The sequence below is a fragment of the Brevundimonas phoenicis genome (assembly GCF_047237745.1).
Lineage (GTDB): Bacteria > Pseudomonadota > Alphaproteobacteria > Caulobacterales > Caulobacteraceae > Brevundimonas.
Window position 1 is genome coordinate 1,187,742 of the sequence record NZ_JBDFLN010000001.1, and the last position, 17,809, is coordinate 1,205,550.

General features: G+C 67.4%; 18 protein-coding genes and 1 tRNA gene. 6 read left to right on the top strand and 13 right to left on the bottom strand.

All coding sequences use genetic code 11. The features are described from left to right. Positions 1-57: 57 nt before the first annotated feature. From ABC419_RS05875 to folE, 9 genes are all read right to left on the bottom strand, one after another. The gene (locus ABC419_RS05875) at positions 58-1,590 is read right to left on the bottom strand and encodes a UbiD family decarboxylase (protein WP_412876030.1); all 1,533 of its coding nucleotides are present in this window, start codon (positions 1,588-1,590) and stop codon (positions 58-60) included. Positions 1,591-1,600: 10 nt separating this feature from the next. Further along, positions 1,601-2,242 (bottom strand): Pr6Pr family membrane protein, encoded by a 642-nt coding sequence (locus ABC419_RS05880; protein WP_412876029.1) that lies wholly within the window; start codon positions 2,240-2,242, stop codon positions 1,601-1,603. Continuing rightward, a complete protein-coding gene (locus ABC419_RS05885) occupies positions 2,242-2,490 on the bottom strand; it encodes a helix-turn-helix domain-containing protein (RefSeq protein WP_125900001.1) in 249 nt (82 codons plus the stop codon). Before ABC419_RS05885 ends, ABC419_RS05880 begins: the two co-directional genes overlap by 1 nt. A gap of 40 nt (positions 2,491-2,530) precedes the next feature. Then, positions 2,531-3,385: an aldo/keto reductase gene (locus tag ABC419_RS05890; RefSeq protein WP_412876028.1), complete on the bottom strand. Its 855-nt coding sequence runs from the start codon at positions 3,383-3,385 to the stop codon at positions 2,531-2,533. Between the two features lie 47 nt (positions 3,386-3,432). After that, on the bottom strand, positions 3,433-4,299 hold the full coding sequence (locus ABC419_RS05895; RefSeq protein ID WP_412876027.1) for an alpha/beta hydrolase family protein: 867 nt from the start codon (positions 4,297-4,299) through the stop codon (positions 3,433-3,435). Between the two features lie 50 nt (positions 4,300-4,349). After that, positions 4,350-5,147: a hypothetical protein gene (locus tag ABC419_RS05900; protein WP_412876026.1), complete on the bottom strand. Its 798-nt coding sequence runs from the start codon at positions 5,145-5,147 to the stop codon at positions 4,350-4,352. Between the two features lie 24 nt (positions 5,148-5,171). Beyond that, the gene (locus tag ABC419_RS05905; RefSeq protein ID WP_412876025.1) at positions 5,172-7,010 is read right to left on the bottom strand and encodes a gamma-glutamyltransferase family protein; all 1,839 of its coding nucleotides are present in this window, start codon (positions 7,008-7,010) and stop codon (positions 5,172-5,174) included. Positions 7,011-7,143: 133 nt separating this feature from the next. Continuing rightward, on the bottom strand, positions 7,144-7,590 hold the full coding sequence (locus tag ABC419_RS05910; protein WP_125900005.1) for a biopolymer transporter ExbD: 447 nt from the start codon (positions 7,588-7,590) through the stop codon (positions 7,144-7,146). 204 nt (positions 7,591-7,794) lie between these two features. Next, positions 7,795-8,409, bottom strand: a complete 615-nt coding sequence (gene folE, locus ABC419_RS05915; RefSeq protein ID WP_412876024.1) for a GTP cyclohydrolase I FolE — start codon at positions 8,407-8,409, stop codon at positions 7,795-7,797. 140 nt (positions 8,410-8,549) lie between these two features. Here folE and cysS point away from each other — a divergent pair, with 140 nt between their 5' ends. Further along, positions 8,550-9,956 carry a cysteine--tRNA ligase gene (gene cysS / locus ABC419_RS05920; RefSeq protein ID WP_412876023.1) on the top strand — a complete coding sequence of 469 codons (1,407 nt, stop codon included), beginning with the start codon at positions 8,550-8,552 and terminating at the stop codon, positions 9,954-9,956. Positions 9,957-10,195: 239 nt separating this feature from the next. Here the strand turns inward: cysS and ABC419_RS05925 are convergent, their stop codons facing one another. Next, on the bottom strand, positions 10,196-11,482 hold the full coding sequence (locus ABC419_RS05925) for a lytic murein transglycosylase (RefSeq protein ID WP_412876022.1): 1,287 nt from the start codon (positions 11,480-11,482) through the stop codon (positions 10,196-10,198). Between the two features lie 150 nt (positions 11,483-11,632). Here ABC419_RS05925 and ABC419_RS05930 point away from each other — a divergent pair. From ABC419_RS05930 to ABC419_RS05950, 5 genes are all read left to right on the top strand, one after another. Next, a tRNA-Ala gene (locus tag ABC419_RS05930) sits at positions 11,633-11,709 on the top strand. 127 nt (positions 11,710-11,836) lie between these two features. Next, a complete protein-coding gene (gene ykgO / locus ABC419_RS05935; protein ID WP_003165750.1) occupies positions 11,837-11,962 on the top strand; it encodes a type B 50S ribosomal protein L36 in 126 nt (41 codons plus the stop codon). A gap of 263 nt (positions 11,963-12,225) precedes the next feature. Then, positions 12,226-12,498, top strand: a complete 273-nt coding sequence (gene gapR, locus ABC419_RS05940) for a nucleoid-associated protein GapR (RefSeq protein WP_003165749.1) — start codon at positions 12,226-12,228, stop codon at positions 12,496-12,498. Positions 12,499-12,599: 101 nt separating this feature from the next. Then, positions 12,600-12,908 carry a hypothetical protein gene (locus ABC419_RS05945; protein ID WP_200167788.1) on the top strand — a complete coding sequence of 103 codons (309 nt, stop codon included), beginning with the start codon at positions 12,600-12,602 and terminating at the stop codon, positions 12,906-12,908. Positions 12,909-12,978: 70 nt separating this feature from the next. Then, complete coding sequence (locus tag ABC419_RS05950) at positions 12,979-13,545, top strand: hypothetical protein (RefSeq protein ID WP_412876021.1); 567 nt, start codon at positions 12,979-12,981, stop codon at positions 13,543-13,545. A 55-nt stretch (positions 13,546-13,600) separates the two neighbouring features. On the opposite strand, the gene ABC419_RS05955 is transcribed toward ABC419_RS05950, so the two are convergent. The 3 genes from ABC419_RS05955 to ABC419_RS05965 form a co-directional block, all read right to left on the bottom strand. Next, entirely contained in the window at positions 13,601-14,254 is a 654-nt protein-coding gene (locus tag ABC419_RS05955) for a hypothetical protein (protein WP_412876020.1), read from the bottom strand. Between the two features lie 115 nt (positions 14,255-14,369). After that, the gene (locus ABC419_RS05960; protein ID WP_412876019.1) at positions 14,370-15,839 is read right to left on the bottom strand and encodes a sigma-54-dependent transcriptional regulator; all 1,470 of its coding nucleotides are present in this window, start codon (positions 15,837-15,839) and stop codon (positions 14,370-14,372) included. A gap of 115 nt (positions 15,840-15,954) precedes the next feature. Then, complete coding sequence (locus ABC419_RS05965; RefSeq protein WP_412876018.1) at positions 15,955-17,751, bottom strand: DUF4153 domain-containing protein; 1,797 nt, start codon at positions 17,749-17,751, stop codon at positions 15,955-15,957. Positions 17,752-17,809 lie beyond the last annotated feature (58 nt).

Below are 17,809 nucleotides of genomic sequence, written 5' to 3' on the forward strand. Positions count from 1 at the left end.
CAGCCATTTGGGTTCTCTCGCGAGACGAGTTTTTGCAAACTGCTCACAGGAACCGCGTCAGGCCTTCCAGATCGGCGCCCCGTCGCCCGGCAGGCCCAACGAGGCCCACTTATCGGAGACGCGGTCGATCACGTCCTGCTCCATGCGGATTTCCTTGCCCCATTCGCGCTTGGTCTCGGGCTCCCACTTATCGGTGGCGTCCAGACCGATCTTGGAGCCCAGGCCGCTCTCAGGCGAAGCGAAGTCCAGATAGTCGATGGGGGTGTTCTCGATGACGGTGATGTCGCGCGCCGGGTCCATCTTGGTCGAGACGGCCCACATGACGTCCTTCCAGTCGCGGGCGTTGATGTCGTCGTCCACGACGATGATCCACTTGGTGTACATGAACTGGCGCAGATAGCTCCAGCAGCCCATCATCACGCGCTTGGCGTGGCCGGGATAGGCCTTCTTCATCGACACTACGGCGATGCGATAGCTGCACCCCTCGGGCGGCAGCCAGAAGTCGGTGATCTCGGGAAACTGCTGGCGGATCAGGGGGATGAAGACCTCGTTCAGGGCCTCGCCCAGCACGGACGGCTCATCCGGCGGACGGCCGGTGAAGGTGGTCAGATAGATGGGGTCTTTGCGCATGGTGATCGCCGTCACCTGGAAGACCGGGAACTTCTCGACCGAGTTATAGTAGCCGGTGTGGTCGCCGTAGGGGCCTTCGTCCTCGAACTCGTCCAGCAGGACGTGGCCTTCCAGCACGATCTCGGCGTTGGCCGGCACCATCAGCGGCACGGTCTTGCACGGGACCAGTTCGGCCTTGGAGCCGCGCATCAGGCCGGCGAACTGATATTCCGACAGGGTTTCCGGCACCGGGGTCACGGCGGCGAGGATGGTCCCCGGATCGGCGCCCAGAACGACGGCGCAGGGCAGGGGCTCGCGCTTGCCCGCCTTCTTATGCCGGGCGTAGTGCTGGGCGCCGCCGCGATGGGCCAGCCAGCGCATGATGGCCTTGTCCTTGCCCAGCACCTGCATCCGATAGATGCCCAGGTTGAAGTCGTCCTCGCGGTCGTCCGACGGCCCCTTGGTCACGACCAGCCCCCAGGTGATCAGGGGCGCGGGCTCGCCGGGCCAGCAACCCTGGATGGGCAGGCTGGTCAGGTCGATCTGATCGCCCTTCAGCACCACCTCCTGCACCGGGGCCTTCTTCACCGTCTTGGGCCGCATGGACATGACGGTCTGGGCCAGCGGCAGCATCTCCATGGCGTCGCCCAGGCCGCGCGGCGGCGTCGGATTGCGCAGGAAGGCCAGCAGCTCGCCGACCTCGCGCAGCTCGCCCGCCGTGGTGCGCTGCTTGCCCTCCAGCGTCACGCCCATGGCCACCCGCTTCACCGTGCCGAACAGATTGGCGAGGCAGGGGATGGGGCTGATCGAGCCGTCGGGCATGACCGGCTTCTCGAACAGGACCGCCGGGCCGCCGTTGCGCAGCAGCCGGGTCTGGATCTCGGTCATCTCCAGATGGGTGGAGACGGGCTCCGACACGCGGACCAGTTCGTCGTCGGCTTCGAGGGTCGCAATGAAATCGCGCAGGGACTTGTAGGCCATGCGCTGACGCTTAGGCGGACGCGAGCCGTCTGTCACGCCGTCCGAACGCGCGATCGATCGCCACGACGACCAGCCCCAGCAGCAGGAAGAAGATCAGCAGGCCCGCGAAGTTCGCCGCCGCCCGCGCCAGGCCCAGTTCGCTGACATTGACGAACCAATAGGGCCACCAGCCCGTCATCGCCCCGTGCGCCAGGGTCCAGCCGCCGTAGAGCAGCGGAAAGGCCAGCCATTTGACCGCGTCGATCCAGCGCAGCCGCCCCTTGGCCGTGAACAGCAGCCAGTCGCCGACGAAGGCCAGGGGCATGACGGTGTGCAGCAGAGTGTCTGCGACCTTCTGCCAACCCTGCGGGTTCCAGGTCTGGGCCAGCAGCAGATGATAAACGACGCCGACCACGACGATGTACATGGCGACGGCGGCCCGCACGCCCTCGCTTCGGCTCCATCGGCCCAGAGGACTGTCGGGCGCCAGCGCCGGTCCCGTCAGGGCCAGCGCCGCCAGCAGATTGGTCAGGATGGTGAAGAAGCTGAAGAAGTTCAGCGTCAGCTCGCCTGCGCCGGAGCCGGGATTGTTCCGCAGCAGCAGGCCGTATTGCAGGGCCAGGGCGCCCCAGCCGACCACGGCGAACAGTCCGCGATAGAGCCGCGCCGTCATCAATAGGCCGGGGCGTCGGACACCAGCGCCCACACCGGCAGGCGCAGGGCGCGGGTGGCGGCGTCCAACTGGGCGGCGTCCAGGTGCTCGCGTCCCGCCTCGACCCGGCGCAGCGCCTCGGGCGTCAGGTCGATGGCGGCGGCCAGGTCGTCGAAGGCCACGCCGCGCTGGTCGCGCCAGCGGCGGATGCGCGCGCCGACGACGGCGTCCATCGGATCAATCCCCGGAAAGCCCAGAACCGAACCCATGGCGTCCTCCTCGGCGCATGCGCCCTAGAACCGTGTCGGATCAGGCATCCTGATCCCATTGGAAGGCCTCGTCCAGCCAGTCGCCGATGCGGCCGTCGGGGCGGGCCAGGGCGCTGATCCACGCCATTTCGTCGGTCGACAGCTCAAAGTCGAAGATGCCGAAGTTTTCGGCCGCGCGGCTTTCCTTGGCGGTGCGCGGAATGGCGATGACGCCCTGTTGGATGATCCAGCGCAGGGCGATCTGGCCGTTGGTCTTGCCGTGGGTCTTGGCGATCTCGCCGATCACGGCGTCGTCGGCGATCTTGCCCTGCGCCAGCGGCGACCAGGCGGTGATGGACGAGCCTAGTTCCCGCGCCGTTTCGATCAACGTCTTTTGCGACAGATAGGGGTGGTATTCGACCTGATTGGTGATCAGCGGCGCGCGCGACAGGGCGGCGGCCTCGCGGAACAGGGTCGAGGGGAAGTTGGACAGGCCGATGTTCTTGGTGAAGCCCTGATCGCGCGCCGCGTTCAGGGCGTCGATGGTTTCCGCCAGCGCCGGCGTCGGCTTGGGCCAGTGCAGCAGCAGCAGGTCCGGCGTCAGGCCCAGGCTGAGCGCGGACTCTTCGGCCTGACGCAGCAGGGCGTCGTGATGGAAGTGATCGACCCAGATCTTGGTGGTGACGAAGATGTCGTCGCGCGTGACGATGCCTTCGGCCACGGCGTCGGCGATGCCGTCGCCGACCGCCTTCTCGTTCTTGTAGATCCAGGCGGTGTCGATGTGGCGATAGCCGATGCGCAGGGCTTCGCGCACCATGCGGCGGGCGTCGTCGGCCTCCAGCTGCCAGGTGCCGAAACCGAGCAGGGGAATCTCAACGCCCGAGGCGGTCACGGTCGGCTGATCGGAATAGGGCATGGGGGGAGGCTCCGGTGGGACGATGAGCCTGGGATATAGGCGCCCGCTCAGGCGTCGCCATTGTTCAGCCAGTGGAAAATCCGATCCCACAACGGCTCCATCCCCTTGCGAAAGGCGCCTTCGTGGCCGATCCGCCGCGCGCCGAAATCGCCGGCCGCATGGACGTTCATGTTCGAGCGAGCGTTGGGATAGACACTCAACAGATCGCGCGCCGTGCTGGGCGTGGCGATGGGGTCGTCGGTGAAAATCCATGAGCGGATCGGCGCGGTCACGGCCTCATAATGATGGGGCCGCAGGCTGGTCTCCAGCTCCTTGGAGAAATACGCGCGCTTCATGCACCAGCGCCGCCATGTGGTGAAGACCCCGCGCGGCAGGTCGGTCCCGGCCCACAGGCCGCCGCCCTTGATATAGCCGTGGCGCATCAGGCTGAACGGTCCGAAGCCCAGCCAGAAGAACAGCTCCATCGGATTGTAGCTGCGGTGGTGCCCGCCCCACCAGCCGGTCCCGACCGAGACGAAGGCGTGCCGCTCGATCCGGTGGTGATTGGGCATGAAGCCGATGAAATGGCCGCCGACGCTGTGACCGACATGGACGACGCGCAGGCCCGGCGCCGCCTCGATCAGGGCGTCCAGCGCGGCGGGCATGTCCAGCCGTCCCCAGTCGGGATAGTCGATGGTCGAGCTCTTCAGGTCATCGGGCCGCGACCCGGCGATGCCCCGAAAGTCATAGGTCAGCACCGCCGCGCCCCGCGCCGCCAGATAGCGGGCGAAGCGCTCGTAGAAGCCCTTGGGAAAGCCCGTGCCGGACGAAACCAGCACGGCGATCCGAGGCCGGGCGGCCGACACCAGCCGCATCGACAGCGGATAGCCGTCGGCGGCCGGGGCGGTGAAGTCGCGAGTCACGAGATCGGTCATAGGTCCGTCCTGTTTGGAAACGAACCTTAGCCGGTTGACGCCGCGTCAGGTCAAGGCTTTGCGGGGGCGGACGCCGTGGTCGGGCCCAGCGCCAGCAGGCCGTCAAATTTGCCATCCTGTTGCGATGCGAGAATGATGCCGCGCGTTCTGGCGGCGTCGACATTGGGGATCGGTGCGCCGCCGCAGTCGTCACGACACATCCACGCCTCGCCGCCTTGCTGGGCGACGCTGAGAGACAAAGTTTCTTCCGGGCGGATATGGGCGGCGGCGGGCAGGCCCAGCGGCGAGCCCACGCGACGAAGCTTCTCGGCATGGACCCGCCCGACCAGCGCCAGCACGCGGGAGTGAGGCTGGGCCATGGCCTGACGGCTCCATAGAACCGCCCGATCCATTTCTGCATAGGATTGGCGGAAGCCTTCGACACGCGGGCTGTTCGGGACCGAGGCGACCACGGTCATGTCGGCGGCCTCCCGCAGCATGGCGCGCAACCGCAGCAAGAGGTCCAGCATGGCCTCGCTGCCGCGTCCGTCATGATGGACGAAGGAGCCGTGCGGATAGGCGGCGAGCGCCGCACGGGCTTCGGCTTCGGTGTCGGCCTCCATGAAGGCGTCCAGCGTCGGTTGAAACTCGACCGGATACTCCAGCGAGACGACGACCGGCCCCTGTTCCAGCGCCGCGCACACCAGATCGGCGAAGGCGGCGGGGGCCTCGACCGTGCCGTGGGTCTCGCCGACGAAGACATAACGGACGTCATCGCGCCAAAGGGCCTCGGACCCTGCGACGGGGCGGCATCCATCGGACCAGTCGAGCATCGACAGCAGACCGGCGGCCACGAGAGCGGTGATCATGGGCGTCTCCTGACTGGGGCCCGATCAATAGGCCAGGGCGTTGCCGTCCTTGCGCATTTCGGTGGCGGCGCCGTAGGTCCAGCGGCCCTGTTCGTTGATCTGCTTCATCACGTTCTGATAGCCGCCGAAGCCGCCGTCGGGCGGACCCAGATCCCAGCCCATCGCCGTCAGTTGCTGCTTGGTCGCTTCGGGCACGCCGGATTCGAGGTGCAGCTTGCCCACGCCTTCGGCCGGTTGGCCGGTCGGTTCGGATGAGCCGTAGTGCTGCCAGCGCGGGCTGTCGCCGGCTTCCTGCGGATCGAGGCCGTAGTCGACCATGTTGATGATGATCTGGGCCTGTCCCTGCGGCTGCATCCCGCCGCCCATGACGCCATAGGCCATCCACGGCTCGCCGTCCTTGCAGGCGAAGCCGGGGATAATGGTGTGGAACGGGCGCTTGCCGGGCGCATAGACGTTGGGGTGGCCGTCGGTCAGGGCGAACAGTTCGCCGCGGTTCTGGAACATGAAGCCCAGCGTCCGGCCGTCCGGGCCGTCGGCGACCAGGCCGCCGCCCATGCCGCGATAGTTGGACTGGATCCAGCTGACCATCATGCCGTCGCTGTCGGCGACGCTGAAATAGGTGGTGTCGCCCTGCGTCGGCGCATCGCCGGGGAAGACGCGGTCCATGACGCGGTCGGGACGGATCAACTTGGCCCGTTCGGCGGCGTATTCCTTGGAGTTCAGCCAGGCGGTCGGGGCCTTGGCGAAGCGCTCGTCGGCGAAGTAGCGGGCGCGGTCCTCGAACGCCAGGCGCTTGGCCTCGGCCTGGACGTGGATCGAGGCGGCGGACTGGAAGCCCATGGCCTTCAGATCGAACTGTTCGCAGATGTTGAGGATCTGGTTGGTCGACAGGCCTTGCGTGTTCGGCCCCAGCGAATAGACCTCGACCCCGCGATAGGTGGTCATCAGCGGCTCGACCCATTCGGTGCGATGGGCGGCCAGATCGGCGCGGGTCATCCAGCCGCCGATGCGTTTGAAATAGCGCTCGATATGATCGGCGATCATCCCGTCATAGAAGGCGTCGCGGCCGCCCTCGGCGATCAGGCGGTAGGTGCGGCCTAGGTCCGGATTGGCGAAGATTTCGCCCGTTTTCGGCGTGCGGCCGCCGGTCAGCCAGACCTTCTTTCGGTTGTCGTTTTCCTCGATCGTCGCGGCGCTGCGGTCGAAGCCGGCCATGTTGCGTTCGAGGTAGTAGGCCACGACCTGCGGCACGGGCACGCCCTGTTCGCACAGTTCGGCGACGGGCAGCAGGACATCCTTCCACGGCAGTTTGCCGTAGCGCTGGTGTGCGCTCCACCAGGCGTCGACCGCGCCGGGAACGTTGACCGTCACCGCGCCGTAGCGGGGCAGATAGCCGTCAGCCCCGGCCTTTGAACGGGCGGTGGCCAGCGACAGGCCGCGCGGGCTGTTCCCCGAGCCGTTGAAGCCGACGACCTTCTTCTGCGCTGGATCCCACATCAGGCCGAAGGCGTCGCCGCCTATGCCGTTGGCGGTCGGCTCCAGGAAGCCCAGGGCGGCGTTGATGGCGATGGCGGCGTCGATAGCCGAGCCGCCGCGCCGCAGGGTGTCCAGGCCGATCATCGTGGCGGCGGGGTGGGCCGTGGCGGCGGCGCCGTTCGCGCCCCAGACGGTTGAACGGCCCACGAACTTCGGCCCGGTGATGCGGTCGCCGATGCCGACGCCGGCGTAAGGATCCGGCCGGGGCGTGGAGCGGGCGGGAGGCGCCGCGTATGGGGCCGGGGCTCCGGCCGCCTGTTGTGCGCTGGCGGCTCCCGCCATCAGAGCGCCCGCGGGCAAGGCGGACAGGAACGTACGGCGACGCATGGCGATAAACTCCCCCTCTTTCGAGGTCCGCATTGAGGCGGGAACGGGAGGGCGATGCAAGCGGTCGAATGACTGCCGGGCAAAGAAAAAGGGCCGCCGAGGCGACCCTTGATCCGATGGGATCGAAACGATCCTATTCGATGTCTTCGTTCAGCAGGCCGACCTTGAAGAAGCCGTTCTCCTGAAGCTTGTTCATGACTTCCATGAACTGGTTGTATTTCACTTCCGGCTGGGCGCGGACGAAAACGCGCTCGTCGCGGCAGTTGGCCACGGCGCCCTGGGCGGAGCAGACGTCAGCCGGCAGGGTGGCGATCGAGGTTTCCTTCTCGGCGATGTAGAGCGAGCCGGATTCCTGGATGGTGATGTACACCGGCTCCTTCGGCTTCTCGGCGTCCGGCGCCGGCGGCGTGGCCGGCGGCAGGTCCAGCTTGATCGAGACGGTGGCCATCGGCGCCGCGACCATGAAGATGATCAGCAGAACCAGCATGATGTCCACGAACGGCGTGACGTTGATGTCCGCGTTCTGTTGGGCAAGTCTGCCGCCGCCGCCGCCGCCGCTCGAGGAAAGTTTCGCGCCCATACGCAGTCGTCTCCATCAAGGCCCGCACCCTCCGGCGGACCGCACTGAAATTCAAACTCGTCTCTTGGCGTCCCAGGGCGGCCTTGTAAAGCCGTCGAATGCGAGGAAATGACCATGCAGGGGAATAAGATTGCGAATTCGGTCAGAGGCCGCCTTCTCCGCGATCAATTCAATCCCTGACGACCAACGCCAGCGTTCTTCGGCTCAACCCTTGGCCAGCTTGAGGAATCGTTCGGCCAGGGCCGGGTCGTCCTTGAAGGCGCCGGTGAAGCGGGTGGTGATGGTCGAGACGTGGCGGTGATGCACGCCGCGCGTCGTCATGCACTGGTGCGCCGCATCGACCAGCACCGCCACGCCCTTGGGCTGCAAGTGCGATTCGATGGCGTCGATGATGTCGTTGGTCAGGGTCTCCTGGTTCTGGAGACGACGGGCGAAGATCTCGACCACGCGCGCCAGCTTGGAGATGCCCACCACCTTCTCGCCCGGCAGATAGGCGACGTAGGCCTTGCCCAGGAAGGGCGCCAGGTGGTGCTCGCAGTGGCTCTCGACCTCGATGTCGCGCAGGATGACCATGTCGTCGTAGCCGGTCACGTCCTCGAAGGTGCGCGACAGCTCCTTGCCCGCATCGGCGTCATAGCCGTCGAACCATTCGCCATAGGCGTCGACCACGCGCTTGGGCGTGTCCAGCAGGCCTGGGCGGTCGGGGTTGTCGCCGGCCCAGGCGATCAGGGTGCGCACGGCCTCCAGAGCCTGTTCGCGGCTGGGACGCTGCGGCGCCTCATTGGCGACGAGGACGGGCTTGGCGGGGGTGGTGCTCATGAAACGATCCGGCGGCGGCGAGAGCGCCTGTTCAGAATACTAATTTATATGGACTTGGGCGCGCGGCCCTGACTGTCTATCAGGCCGCTATATGGGACACCTCGTCCGTCCCGCAAGAAAACTCGCAAAAGACCTGACCCATGGCCCTGCACATCCACGACACCCTGCGCCGTGAAAAGCGCCTGTTCGCGCCACGTGATCCGAACCGGGTGAGCCTCTATGTCTGCGGCCCGACGGTCTATGACTACGCCCACATCGGCAACGCCCGTCCGCCGGTGGTGTTCGACGTGCTGGTGCGCCTGCTGCGCCGCACCTATGGCGCGGACAAGGTGGTCTACGCCCGCAACGTCACCGACGTGGACGACAAGATCAACGCCAAGGCCGCCAAGGAAGGCGTCGCCATCGGCGAGATCACCGCCCGCTATGAGGCCGCCTATCTGGCCGACATGGGCTTGCTGAACGTCTCGCCGCCCGACATCGCGCCGCACGTCACCGACTATATCGAGGCGATCACCAAGCAGATTCAGGCCATCATCGACGCCGGCTGCGCCTATGCCGCCGAGGGTCATGTGCTGTTCGACGTGTCGTCCTATCCGTCCTACGGCGCGCTGTCGGGGCGCAATCTGGACGACATGATCGCCGGCGCCCGCGTCGAGGTGGCCCCCTACAAGAAGAACCCGCACGACTTCGTGCTGTGGAAGCCGTCCAAGGCGGACGAGCCGTCATGGCCCTCGCCGTGGGGCGAAGGGCGCCCCGGCTGGCACATCGAATGCTCGGCCATGATCGAGGAGACGCTGGGCCTGCCCATCGATATCCACGGCGGCGGGATCGACCTGGTCTTCCCGCACCATGAGAATGAGATCGCCCAGGGCGTCTGCGCCCACGGCCATGCGCATGGCGATGAGGCGCATGACGAATACGCCCGCTACTGGATGCACAACGGCTTCCTGACTGTGGACGCCGAGAAGATGTCCAAGTCGATCGGCAACGTCCTGCTGCTGCACGATCTGGTGCAGGCCATGCCGGGCGAGGTGGTGCGCTGGGCCTTGCTGAGCGCCCACTATCGTCAGCCGCTGGACTGGAACCAGACGCTGCTGGAGCAGAGCCGGAAGAATCTGGATCGCCTCTACGGCGCCTTGCATCGCGCGGCCGGGGTCGAGGCGGCGGACGTGGAGCCGCCGGTCGAGTTCCTGAAGTCCATTGAGGACGACCTGAACACGCCGGGCGCCATGGCGGCCCTGTTCGCCCTGTCCAGCGACATCGAGCGCGGCATGACGGCGGGCGATGAGGCGGCGGTGGCCGAAGCCAAGGGGCGGCTGATCGCGGCGGCCTCCATCCTGGGCGTGCTTCAGGCCGATCCGGCGGAATGGTTCTCGGGCGTCGATGAAGGACTGAAGGCCGAGGTCGAGGGCCTGCTGGAGCAACGCGCCGCTGCCCGCACGGCCAAGAACTGGGCCGAGGCCGACCGCATCCGCGATCGGCTGAACGAACTGAACGTCGTCGTCATGGACGGCCCGCAGGGCGCGACCTGGCGGATGAAGGGCTAGGAAACCCTCTCCCGGCGGGAGAGGGCTTGAGCGCACGAGCGCGTCAGCGATCGTTCTTGCGCGAAAGGGTGAGGGGCTTGTTCCGTCAGTCGGCGTAAGCCGTAGCGTGACGGCCCTTGGCCGACTTAAGCCCCGAACCCTCACCCTTTGGCTGCTTCGCGCCGCCCTACGGGTCGCCTTAGCCAATCGCCAGCGGCTCTTGGAGGCTCAAGCCCTCTCCCAACAGGAGAGGGAAAAGCTCAGCGCGCTCGCCTGATCAGCTCTTCCGCCAGCACGTCGGTCAGATACCCGTCCGCCGTCCGACCGTTCGCCTGTTGCCAGCGGCGCAGGGCGGCGCGGGTGTTGGAGCCGATGACGCCGTCGACGCCTTGCGTGTCGAAGCCCATGCGCGTCAGGGCCTGCTGGGCGCCGACGCGCTGGTCCCGCGTCAGAGGGCCGTCGTTGGGCCAGGAGGCCTTCAGCGCAGGCTTGCCCGACACGCCGTCGGCGATCATGCCGATGGCCAGGGCATAGCTGACCGAGTTGTTGTAGCGGCGGATGACGTAGTGGTTGGGCAGGGCCAGGAAGGCCGGGCCCTTGGCGCCTTGCGGCAGCAGGATGGCCGCGCCCTCGGCCGCCTCGGCGCTGTTGGGCGAGGAGCCGTCGGCCAGGCGCACGCCGCGGGCGGTCCAATAGGACCAGGGGTGTTTCGGCCCCTCGGCCTGGCTGTAGTCGAAGTTGGAGGGCAGGGTGACTTCATAGGCCCAGCCCTGGCCGCGCTTCCAGCCTGCCTGAGCTAGCAGATTCGCCGCCGAGGCCAGGGCGTCGGCGTCCGAGCCCCAGATGTCGACCTTGCCGTCGCCGTTCTGATCGACGCCCAGCCGCAGATAGTTGTCCGGCATGAACTGGGTCTGGCCCATGGCCCCGGCCCAACTGCCCTTAAGCCCTGCACGGTCGCGCTTGCCCGTCACGACGATGTCGAGGGCGTGCTTCAGCTGGTCCTCGGCCCAGGCGCGACGGCGGCCGTCATAGGCCAGGGTCGCCAGGGAGCGGATGACGTCGAAATCGCCCTGGACCTGGCCGAAGGCGCTTTCCTGCGCCCAGACGCCCAGCAGGATTTCGGTCGGCACGCCGTACTTCTGGGTCACGTCCCACGGCACGCGGTCGACGCGCTGGCGCGCCATGGCGATTCGCGCGGGCGTGGTGGCGTTCTGGATATAGACCCCGGCGGGGCGCGAGAATTCGGGCTGGTTACGGTCCAGACGCACGACGCTGGGGTTGGGCGTCACGCTCTCCAGCTCGCGGGCGTACTCCCATTTGCGGGCGCCGCCGTGGCGCTCCAGGAAGCTCTGCTTCCAGGCGTCGAAGCTGGCGTGGTCATAGGCCTCGCTGAGGTCCGTCTGGGCGGGCGGGGGCGTGGGGGCCGGCGTGGCGGGGGCAGGCTCGACCACGGGCGGCGGCGCAGGCTGGGGCTGCGGCGGCGTGGGAACCATGGGGGTGCAGGCGGCAACCGAACCCAACAACAGAAGACGATAAGCGATACGCATAGTCACAGGCTAACGCCCCCGAATTCCTCGACCAATCACAAGCGCGCGAAGGCTGGATCAGTTTCCGTGATAAGGGTGAAAACGGCGTTAACCATTCTTGAAAGCAGGCGGTTAATCCGCCGAATTTACATTGCAGCGTTCCCTGAGCAGGGCCTGGTGGCGGAGGGGCGACGCGCCGGACGTGCAAGTCCGGAGATCCTCCGTTCGACTCGGGGGCCAGGCCTCCAGTGGATTCCCCGCGCGGAATGTTGACGAAAGGCGAAGGCCTCTCTATACGACCGCCTCCGCCGCTGGTTCGCCCGCGGCTCTTTTGTTTTACTCGCCCTCACGGGCCTCCAACCGGGACATCCGACCATGAAGGTCCGTAGCTCGCTGAAGTCGCTGAAGGGTCGCCACCGCGACTGCAAGATCGTTCGTCGCAAGGGCGTTCTGTACGTCATCAACAAGACCGACCCGCGCTTCAAAGCCAAGCAAGGCTGATCACGCGCGATCGGCGCGCCCGGCCTGTCTATAGGTCAGGCGCGCGCCGAGCGTCGGTGGATGGGATGACTATCCACAGGGCCGCGGGCGTTGTCCGCGGCTTTTTCGCGTCCGGCGTTGAGCCGGGCGCCTGTGCGTGATTAGTGATTCTACTTCTTCGCCCTAACGGCCTTCGGCCTGCTTGAAGGCGTGGTTTTCTCTTGCCCTGACGGCCTTCGGCCTGTTTGAGGGCGCAGCCTGATTTTGAGTTCTGGAGTTCAGTCATGGACGACGCTTCCTTCGACGCCAGCCCCGACGTCCTGACCGCCACGGCCCAGGGCCGCCTTCGCTCGATCATCGAGCGCCTGGAGCGCCTCGAAGAGGACAAGCAGGCCGTCATGGTCGACATGAAGGAGGTCTTCGCCGAGGCCAAGGGCGAAGGCTATGACGTTAAGGTGCTGCGCAAGGTTCTGCGCCTGCGCAAGCAGGACAAGGCCAAGCGTCAGGAAGAAGAAGCGATTCTGGACCTCTACCTCTCTGCTCTCGGCGAGATCTGAGGGAGGCGGGCCTGAAGCGCACGCCCTTCAAGCCCTCAGGCGACGGCCCTTCACGCTCCAACAGGCTGAAGGGGGGCGGCGCCCTTAAAACCAAACCTTCTCTGAGCCCCTGGGAGCAGCAGAAGGAAGCGGCGAAACGGTCTGCGCTCAACGCTCTGAAACGCGCCCGCCGCTCGGCAGAGAAGGCGGGCGTTTCCCTGTCCGAATGGGAGGGCGAGTTCCTCGATTCGGTGGGTGAACGAATCCAGACCCACGGCCGCGCCTTCGCCGACCCGGAAAAGGGCGCGCCGGGTCAGGCCCTGTCGGCCATGCAGGGCCGCAAGCTGAAAGAGATCACGGCCAAGGCCAAGGGCGAGCTGCGTCGATTCGGACGGCGTCGTGGAGAGGCCGCGCCCGATGAGGGCGAATGAGGCCTGCAACCGTCCAGCTTGGCCGAGCGTTGCGCCTGCGGATTTCCAAACCCTTTGAGAGGGAAGACTGATGAAACGCTTCGTCTCCGCCGCCCTGACCGGCGGCCTTCTGAGTTTGAGCCTGGCGCTGGCCGCGTGCGGGGACCGGCCGGGCGCGGCGCCCGAGGCGGCTTCGGAAGCGACGCCGGATCTCAGCGGCGGTCCCGCGGCGGCGCCCCAGGCGGTCAGCCCGGCGCCGGACGCCGCCCAGGCGCTGCCCGCCGTTGATGAAGCGGCGGCGCGCGCCTTCGTCCGCGAGGAAGGCTCGACGCTGGAGGTGCTGACATTCGACCGGGTCGGTTCGGTGACGAAGGAGGGGACGGTGAAGGGCTATGCGGCGCCGGTGTACGCCGTGCCCGTGGCGTCGGGTCAGACGCTGAAGGTCGCCTTCAAACCGTCGAACGCCAACCTGTATTTCAACATCAGCGACGCAGCGGATCAGAGCGGCGCGGCCGTGTTCCGGGGCGAGGTCGAGGGCGAAACGGCCGAGCTGAAGGCCGCCAAGGACACGACCTATGTCATCACCCCGTTCCAGCCGCGCGCCACCGCGCGCCGAGAATCGGAAGGCGGCTACAGCCTGACGGTCAGCCGGAACTGAGCCAGGGCATGAAGACGAAGGGCGGCGGAGACGAACTCCGCCGCCTTTTTCGCATCTAGGGCAGGGCGTTCAGGCGCATGGCCGACAGATAGGGCTGATAGGCCGCGCGGGCGGCGGCGGCGCCGGACAGGTGGTCCTGCTCGATGTGGATGGTCAGGCCGTAGCGGTCCTTCAGCACGCTGATCAGAGAATCGACGTCGCCGCCTGAAGCCATGGACTCGATGCCGATGACGGCGACTTCGCCGGTCGGGCCGTCCATGACCACGGAAAGATAGTTCTCGCCGCCGATCGAGGCGAGGGCTGTCGGGGAGGACAGGGCCAGCTCGCGTCCGCCCTTGGTTATCTCGACGGCGGCGACGGCGCTCTTGTAGGCGGTCTCCTGAGCGCCGGCGATGAGGCCGGACAGGGGACCGCTTTCCTCGGGAACCGGCGCCTTGGAATCGATCAGCAGGATTTCGGTGCTGGTCCCCGGCTCGCCATAGGTCATGGAAACCGAGAAGGCCTGGCAGTCGATCTCGGTCAGCGGCTTGCCGGCGATGGTCTGGGCCGTCGGCATGGCGGCCAGCAGGGGATGGTTCTCGCACTCGGGCGGCAGGGCGACCTTGAACGCGGCGGCTTCGGCCTGGGTCGGGGCCTCAGCGTTGGAGCAGGCGGCGGTCAGGGCGGCGACGGACGCCAGGGTCAAGGCGACGGCGAGGTGGCGAAACAAGAGGGGCGGCTCCCTTTCGTGAACAGAACGCAGGGAAGGTGTGGCCCGTAAAGTTCGCCTTTGAAACCCCGAACGGAAACGACGGGCCCTGTTTCGGGCCGCGTCCGGGCCTTCTTCAGCCGGCTTCCTTGAGCTGTTCCTCCAGGCCCTGTTCGCGAACCTTGCGGTAGAGGGTGGAGCGGCCGATGCCCAGGCGGCGGGCGATTTCCGACATATGGCCGGAATAGACCTCGATCGCGTGCTGGATCAGGTCACGTTCGATCTGTTCCAGGGTGCGGACGTGGCCGCGGTCATCGGTGATGCGGACGGGGCTGTCGTGCTGGCCGTCGTCATCGGTCGAGGCGGACGCGGAAGCCGAGGCGGGGGCGTCTTCGCCGCCCGGCGCGGCGGCCACGGCGTCCAGCGGCACGGCGACGCCCGAGATGGCCGGGAAGTCGTGCGGCTGCAACAGGGGCGAGTCGGCCAGGACCAGGGCGCGATAGACGGCGTTCTCCAGCTGGCGGACGTTGCCGGGCCAGTCGTGACCCTGCAGCAGGGCCAGGGTCTCGGGCGAGCAGCCGATGACGCGCTTGCCTTCCTCAAGGTTGAAGCGGGCGATGAAGTGCTCGACCAGGGCCGGGATGTCCTCGCGCCGTTCGCGCAGGGCCGGGGCCTCGATCGGGAAGACGTTCAGGCGATAGAAGAGGTCTTCGCGGAAGGCGCCTTCCTTGACCTGCTGGGCCGGGTCGCGGTTGGTGGCGGAGACGATGCGGACGTCGACCTTGACCGGGCGCTTGCCGCCGACCGGATCGACCTCGCCCTCTTGAAGGGCGCGCAGCAGCTTGACCTGCATGTCCAGCGGCAGTTCGCCGATCTCGTCCAGGAACAGGGTGCCGCCGTTCGCCTCGACGAATTTGCCGGCGTGTTTCTCATGGGCGCCGGTGAAGGCGCCCTTCTCGTGGCCGAACAGGATCGACTCGACCAGATTGGCGGGCAGGGCGCCGCAGTTCACGGCGATGAAGGGCTTGCCCGCCCGGTCCGAGGCGCCGTGCAGGGCGCGGGCGATGACTTCCTTGCCGACGCCGCTTTCGCCGGTGATCAGCACGGGGATGGAGGACTTGGCCGCGCGCTGGCCCAGGGCCTTGACCATCCGCATGGGTTCGCTGTCGCCGACCATGTCGTCGAAGGAGGAGCGGCCCGCAGCGCGCTTCTTCAGGCGACCGATCTCGGCGGTCAGCTGGGTCATCTGCAGGGCGTTGCGGACGCCGACCAGCAGGCGGTCGGGGCCGACCGGCTTGACGAAGAAGTCCTGGGCCCCGGCCTGCATGGCCTTGACCACCGTCTCTATGCCGCCGTTGGCCGTCAGCACGATGACCGGCGTGGCCACGCCCGCCGTGCGCATCTCGGCCAGAGCCTCCATGCCCGACAGGCCCGGCATGACGAGGTCCAGCAGAACCACGTCGGCGCCGCCGCCCTTGGTCAGGCGGTCGATGGCCTCGCCCCCGCTTTCGGCGTGGACGACCGCATAGCCTTCACGGTCGAGCACCGCCTGAATCAGGCGGCGCTGCGTGGGATCATCGTCGACGACCAGAACGGTCTTGGCCATTGGAGCACACCCTTCAACATCACCATCGAACGGCCGTCCTCATTGGTTCGGGACTGGCTCGTTTCGACACAACCCTAGAACGGAGGGAATGAAGATCGGGTTTCGGAGACCTGAGTCAGGGGTTAACGGCGACGGGTGTTGGGCAGGCGGCTTCCGGTTGCAGCCGCCCGGTCACGGCGCCCATGCTCAAGTTCGGCCAGGGCGAAGCGACGGCCTTGAGATCGGGATGCTTGAGCGCCTCACGCAGGTCGCGGCCGCCGGGGCCGGGGCAATGCGGAACGTGATAGTCGCCCTGATGAATCCAGCGGCCCTCGGCGTCCTGTGCGAACAGGGCGATGTTGTAGGCGGTCGCCAGCAGGATCTCATCGCGGCCGTCGCCGTTCAGGTCGCGCTGCGCGGCGAGGCAGTTGTCGTCGCGGCCGCAGGCGAAGCGCGGGTCGCCGGTCGTCGTCGGAGCCAGGAAGGCGGCGGGCAGGGGCTTGTCCGCCGGCCACGGGGCGATGACCGGCTGGCGCGGAGGCGTGCCGACCTCGACCAGATCATAGCGTGAGGTCGAGGCCTGGGCCGCCTTGGCGCGGCGGGCGACCTCGGCGTCGGAGGATTTCGCCAACTCGGCCAGGGCGGCGCGTCCCGTCTTACCAGCGCCGAAGCGCAGGAAGGCGTAGTCGAACTGGGCCGCGCTGACGGCGCCGCGCTTGAGCCGGGCCATCTGGTCGTTGACCGACAGGCGGGCCGGATCGGCCAGGGGGCTGAACAGGGCGAGGATGACCAGCACCGTCAGGACGGCGGCCAGGATGTTGGTGCGCTCCAGCGGCTTCATCCAGGCGGTCTTGCGCCACAGGGGCGACAGGGCGGCCCAGCCGTATCCGGCGGCGTAGAGGACGCCGACCAGGGCGCAGGCCGCGGCGATGATCCGGTCGGGCGTCAGGCCGTGCTGGCCGATGCGAAGGCTCAGGCCCCAGACGGCGATCAGGATCAGCGGCGCCAGCAGCACCGAGGCGACCCGCACCGCCAGGCGCAGGGCGGCGGGCGGCAGATTGTCCTCGCGTCCGTCCTGGTAGGCCGTGTTGATCAGCACGATCAGGGCGGCGGCGGCCGACAGCACCAGGGCCGTGGCGCTGCCCGTCTTCCACAGCCCGTCCAGTCCGGTGAAGGGCAGGGCGGCCAGGAAGCCCGCCACCAGGACGGTGATGACCAGCAGCAGCCACGACAGCAGCATCAGCGCCACTGTCCGCACGCCCCGGATCAGGCCGCCGCGCACGTCGGTCAGTTGCACCGCCACGGCGAAGACCAGACAGGTGACGGGGATGGAGAACCACTCCTTGCCCAGCAACTCGCTCAGGAAGTTGAGGCCGATGACGCGGAACAGGGCCGCGCCCAGGAACAGCAGCAGCCAGAAGGCGCCGGTAAAGCCCAGCGACAGCACCAGCTGCACGCCCGCCTTCCACGCGGTGTCGAAATAGTCGTCGTAGTCGGCGATCCAGCGTCGCCCCTCGACCGCCGGAACGATCAGGTGATGGGCGATGAACAGAGCCGCCGCCGCGAAGGCCACGACCGGGAAGCGCAGATAGGGCGGGCGGAAGTAGTCGCTCGCCTGCTGGGCCGCGTCGTGCCAGCCCAGCAGCGCCAGAACCGCCGCCGCCACCGCGCCCCACAGCGCCAGCGTCTTCCATCCCATCCGCCCGACGCCCGCCAGCAGCATGATCGGCGCGAACGTCGTCGCCAGCACCAGGGCGGCGAACAGCGAAGGCTGGGTCGCGGGCCAGACCAGGGCCGTGGTGTCCGACGCCGAGCGATACAGCAGATAGAGAACCAGCCCCTGGATCAGGCCGATCCCGATGCGGAAGGCGGAGAGCCCGCGCGCGCCTTCCAGCGAGGCGCGGCCGGTGGGGTCGGGGGCGGAACGGGTCATATTTGAACAGTGCTCGATTTTTAGGGCGAAGGGAAGACGCTTTTCATAGTCCTGGCTC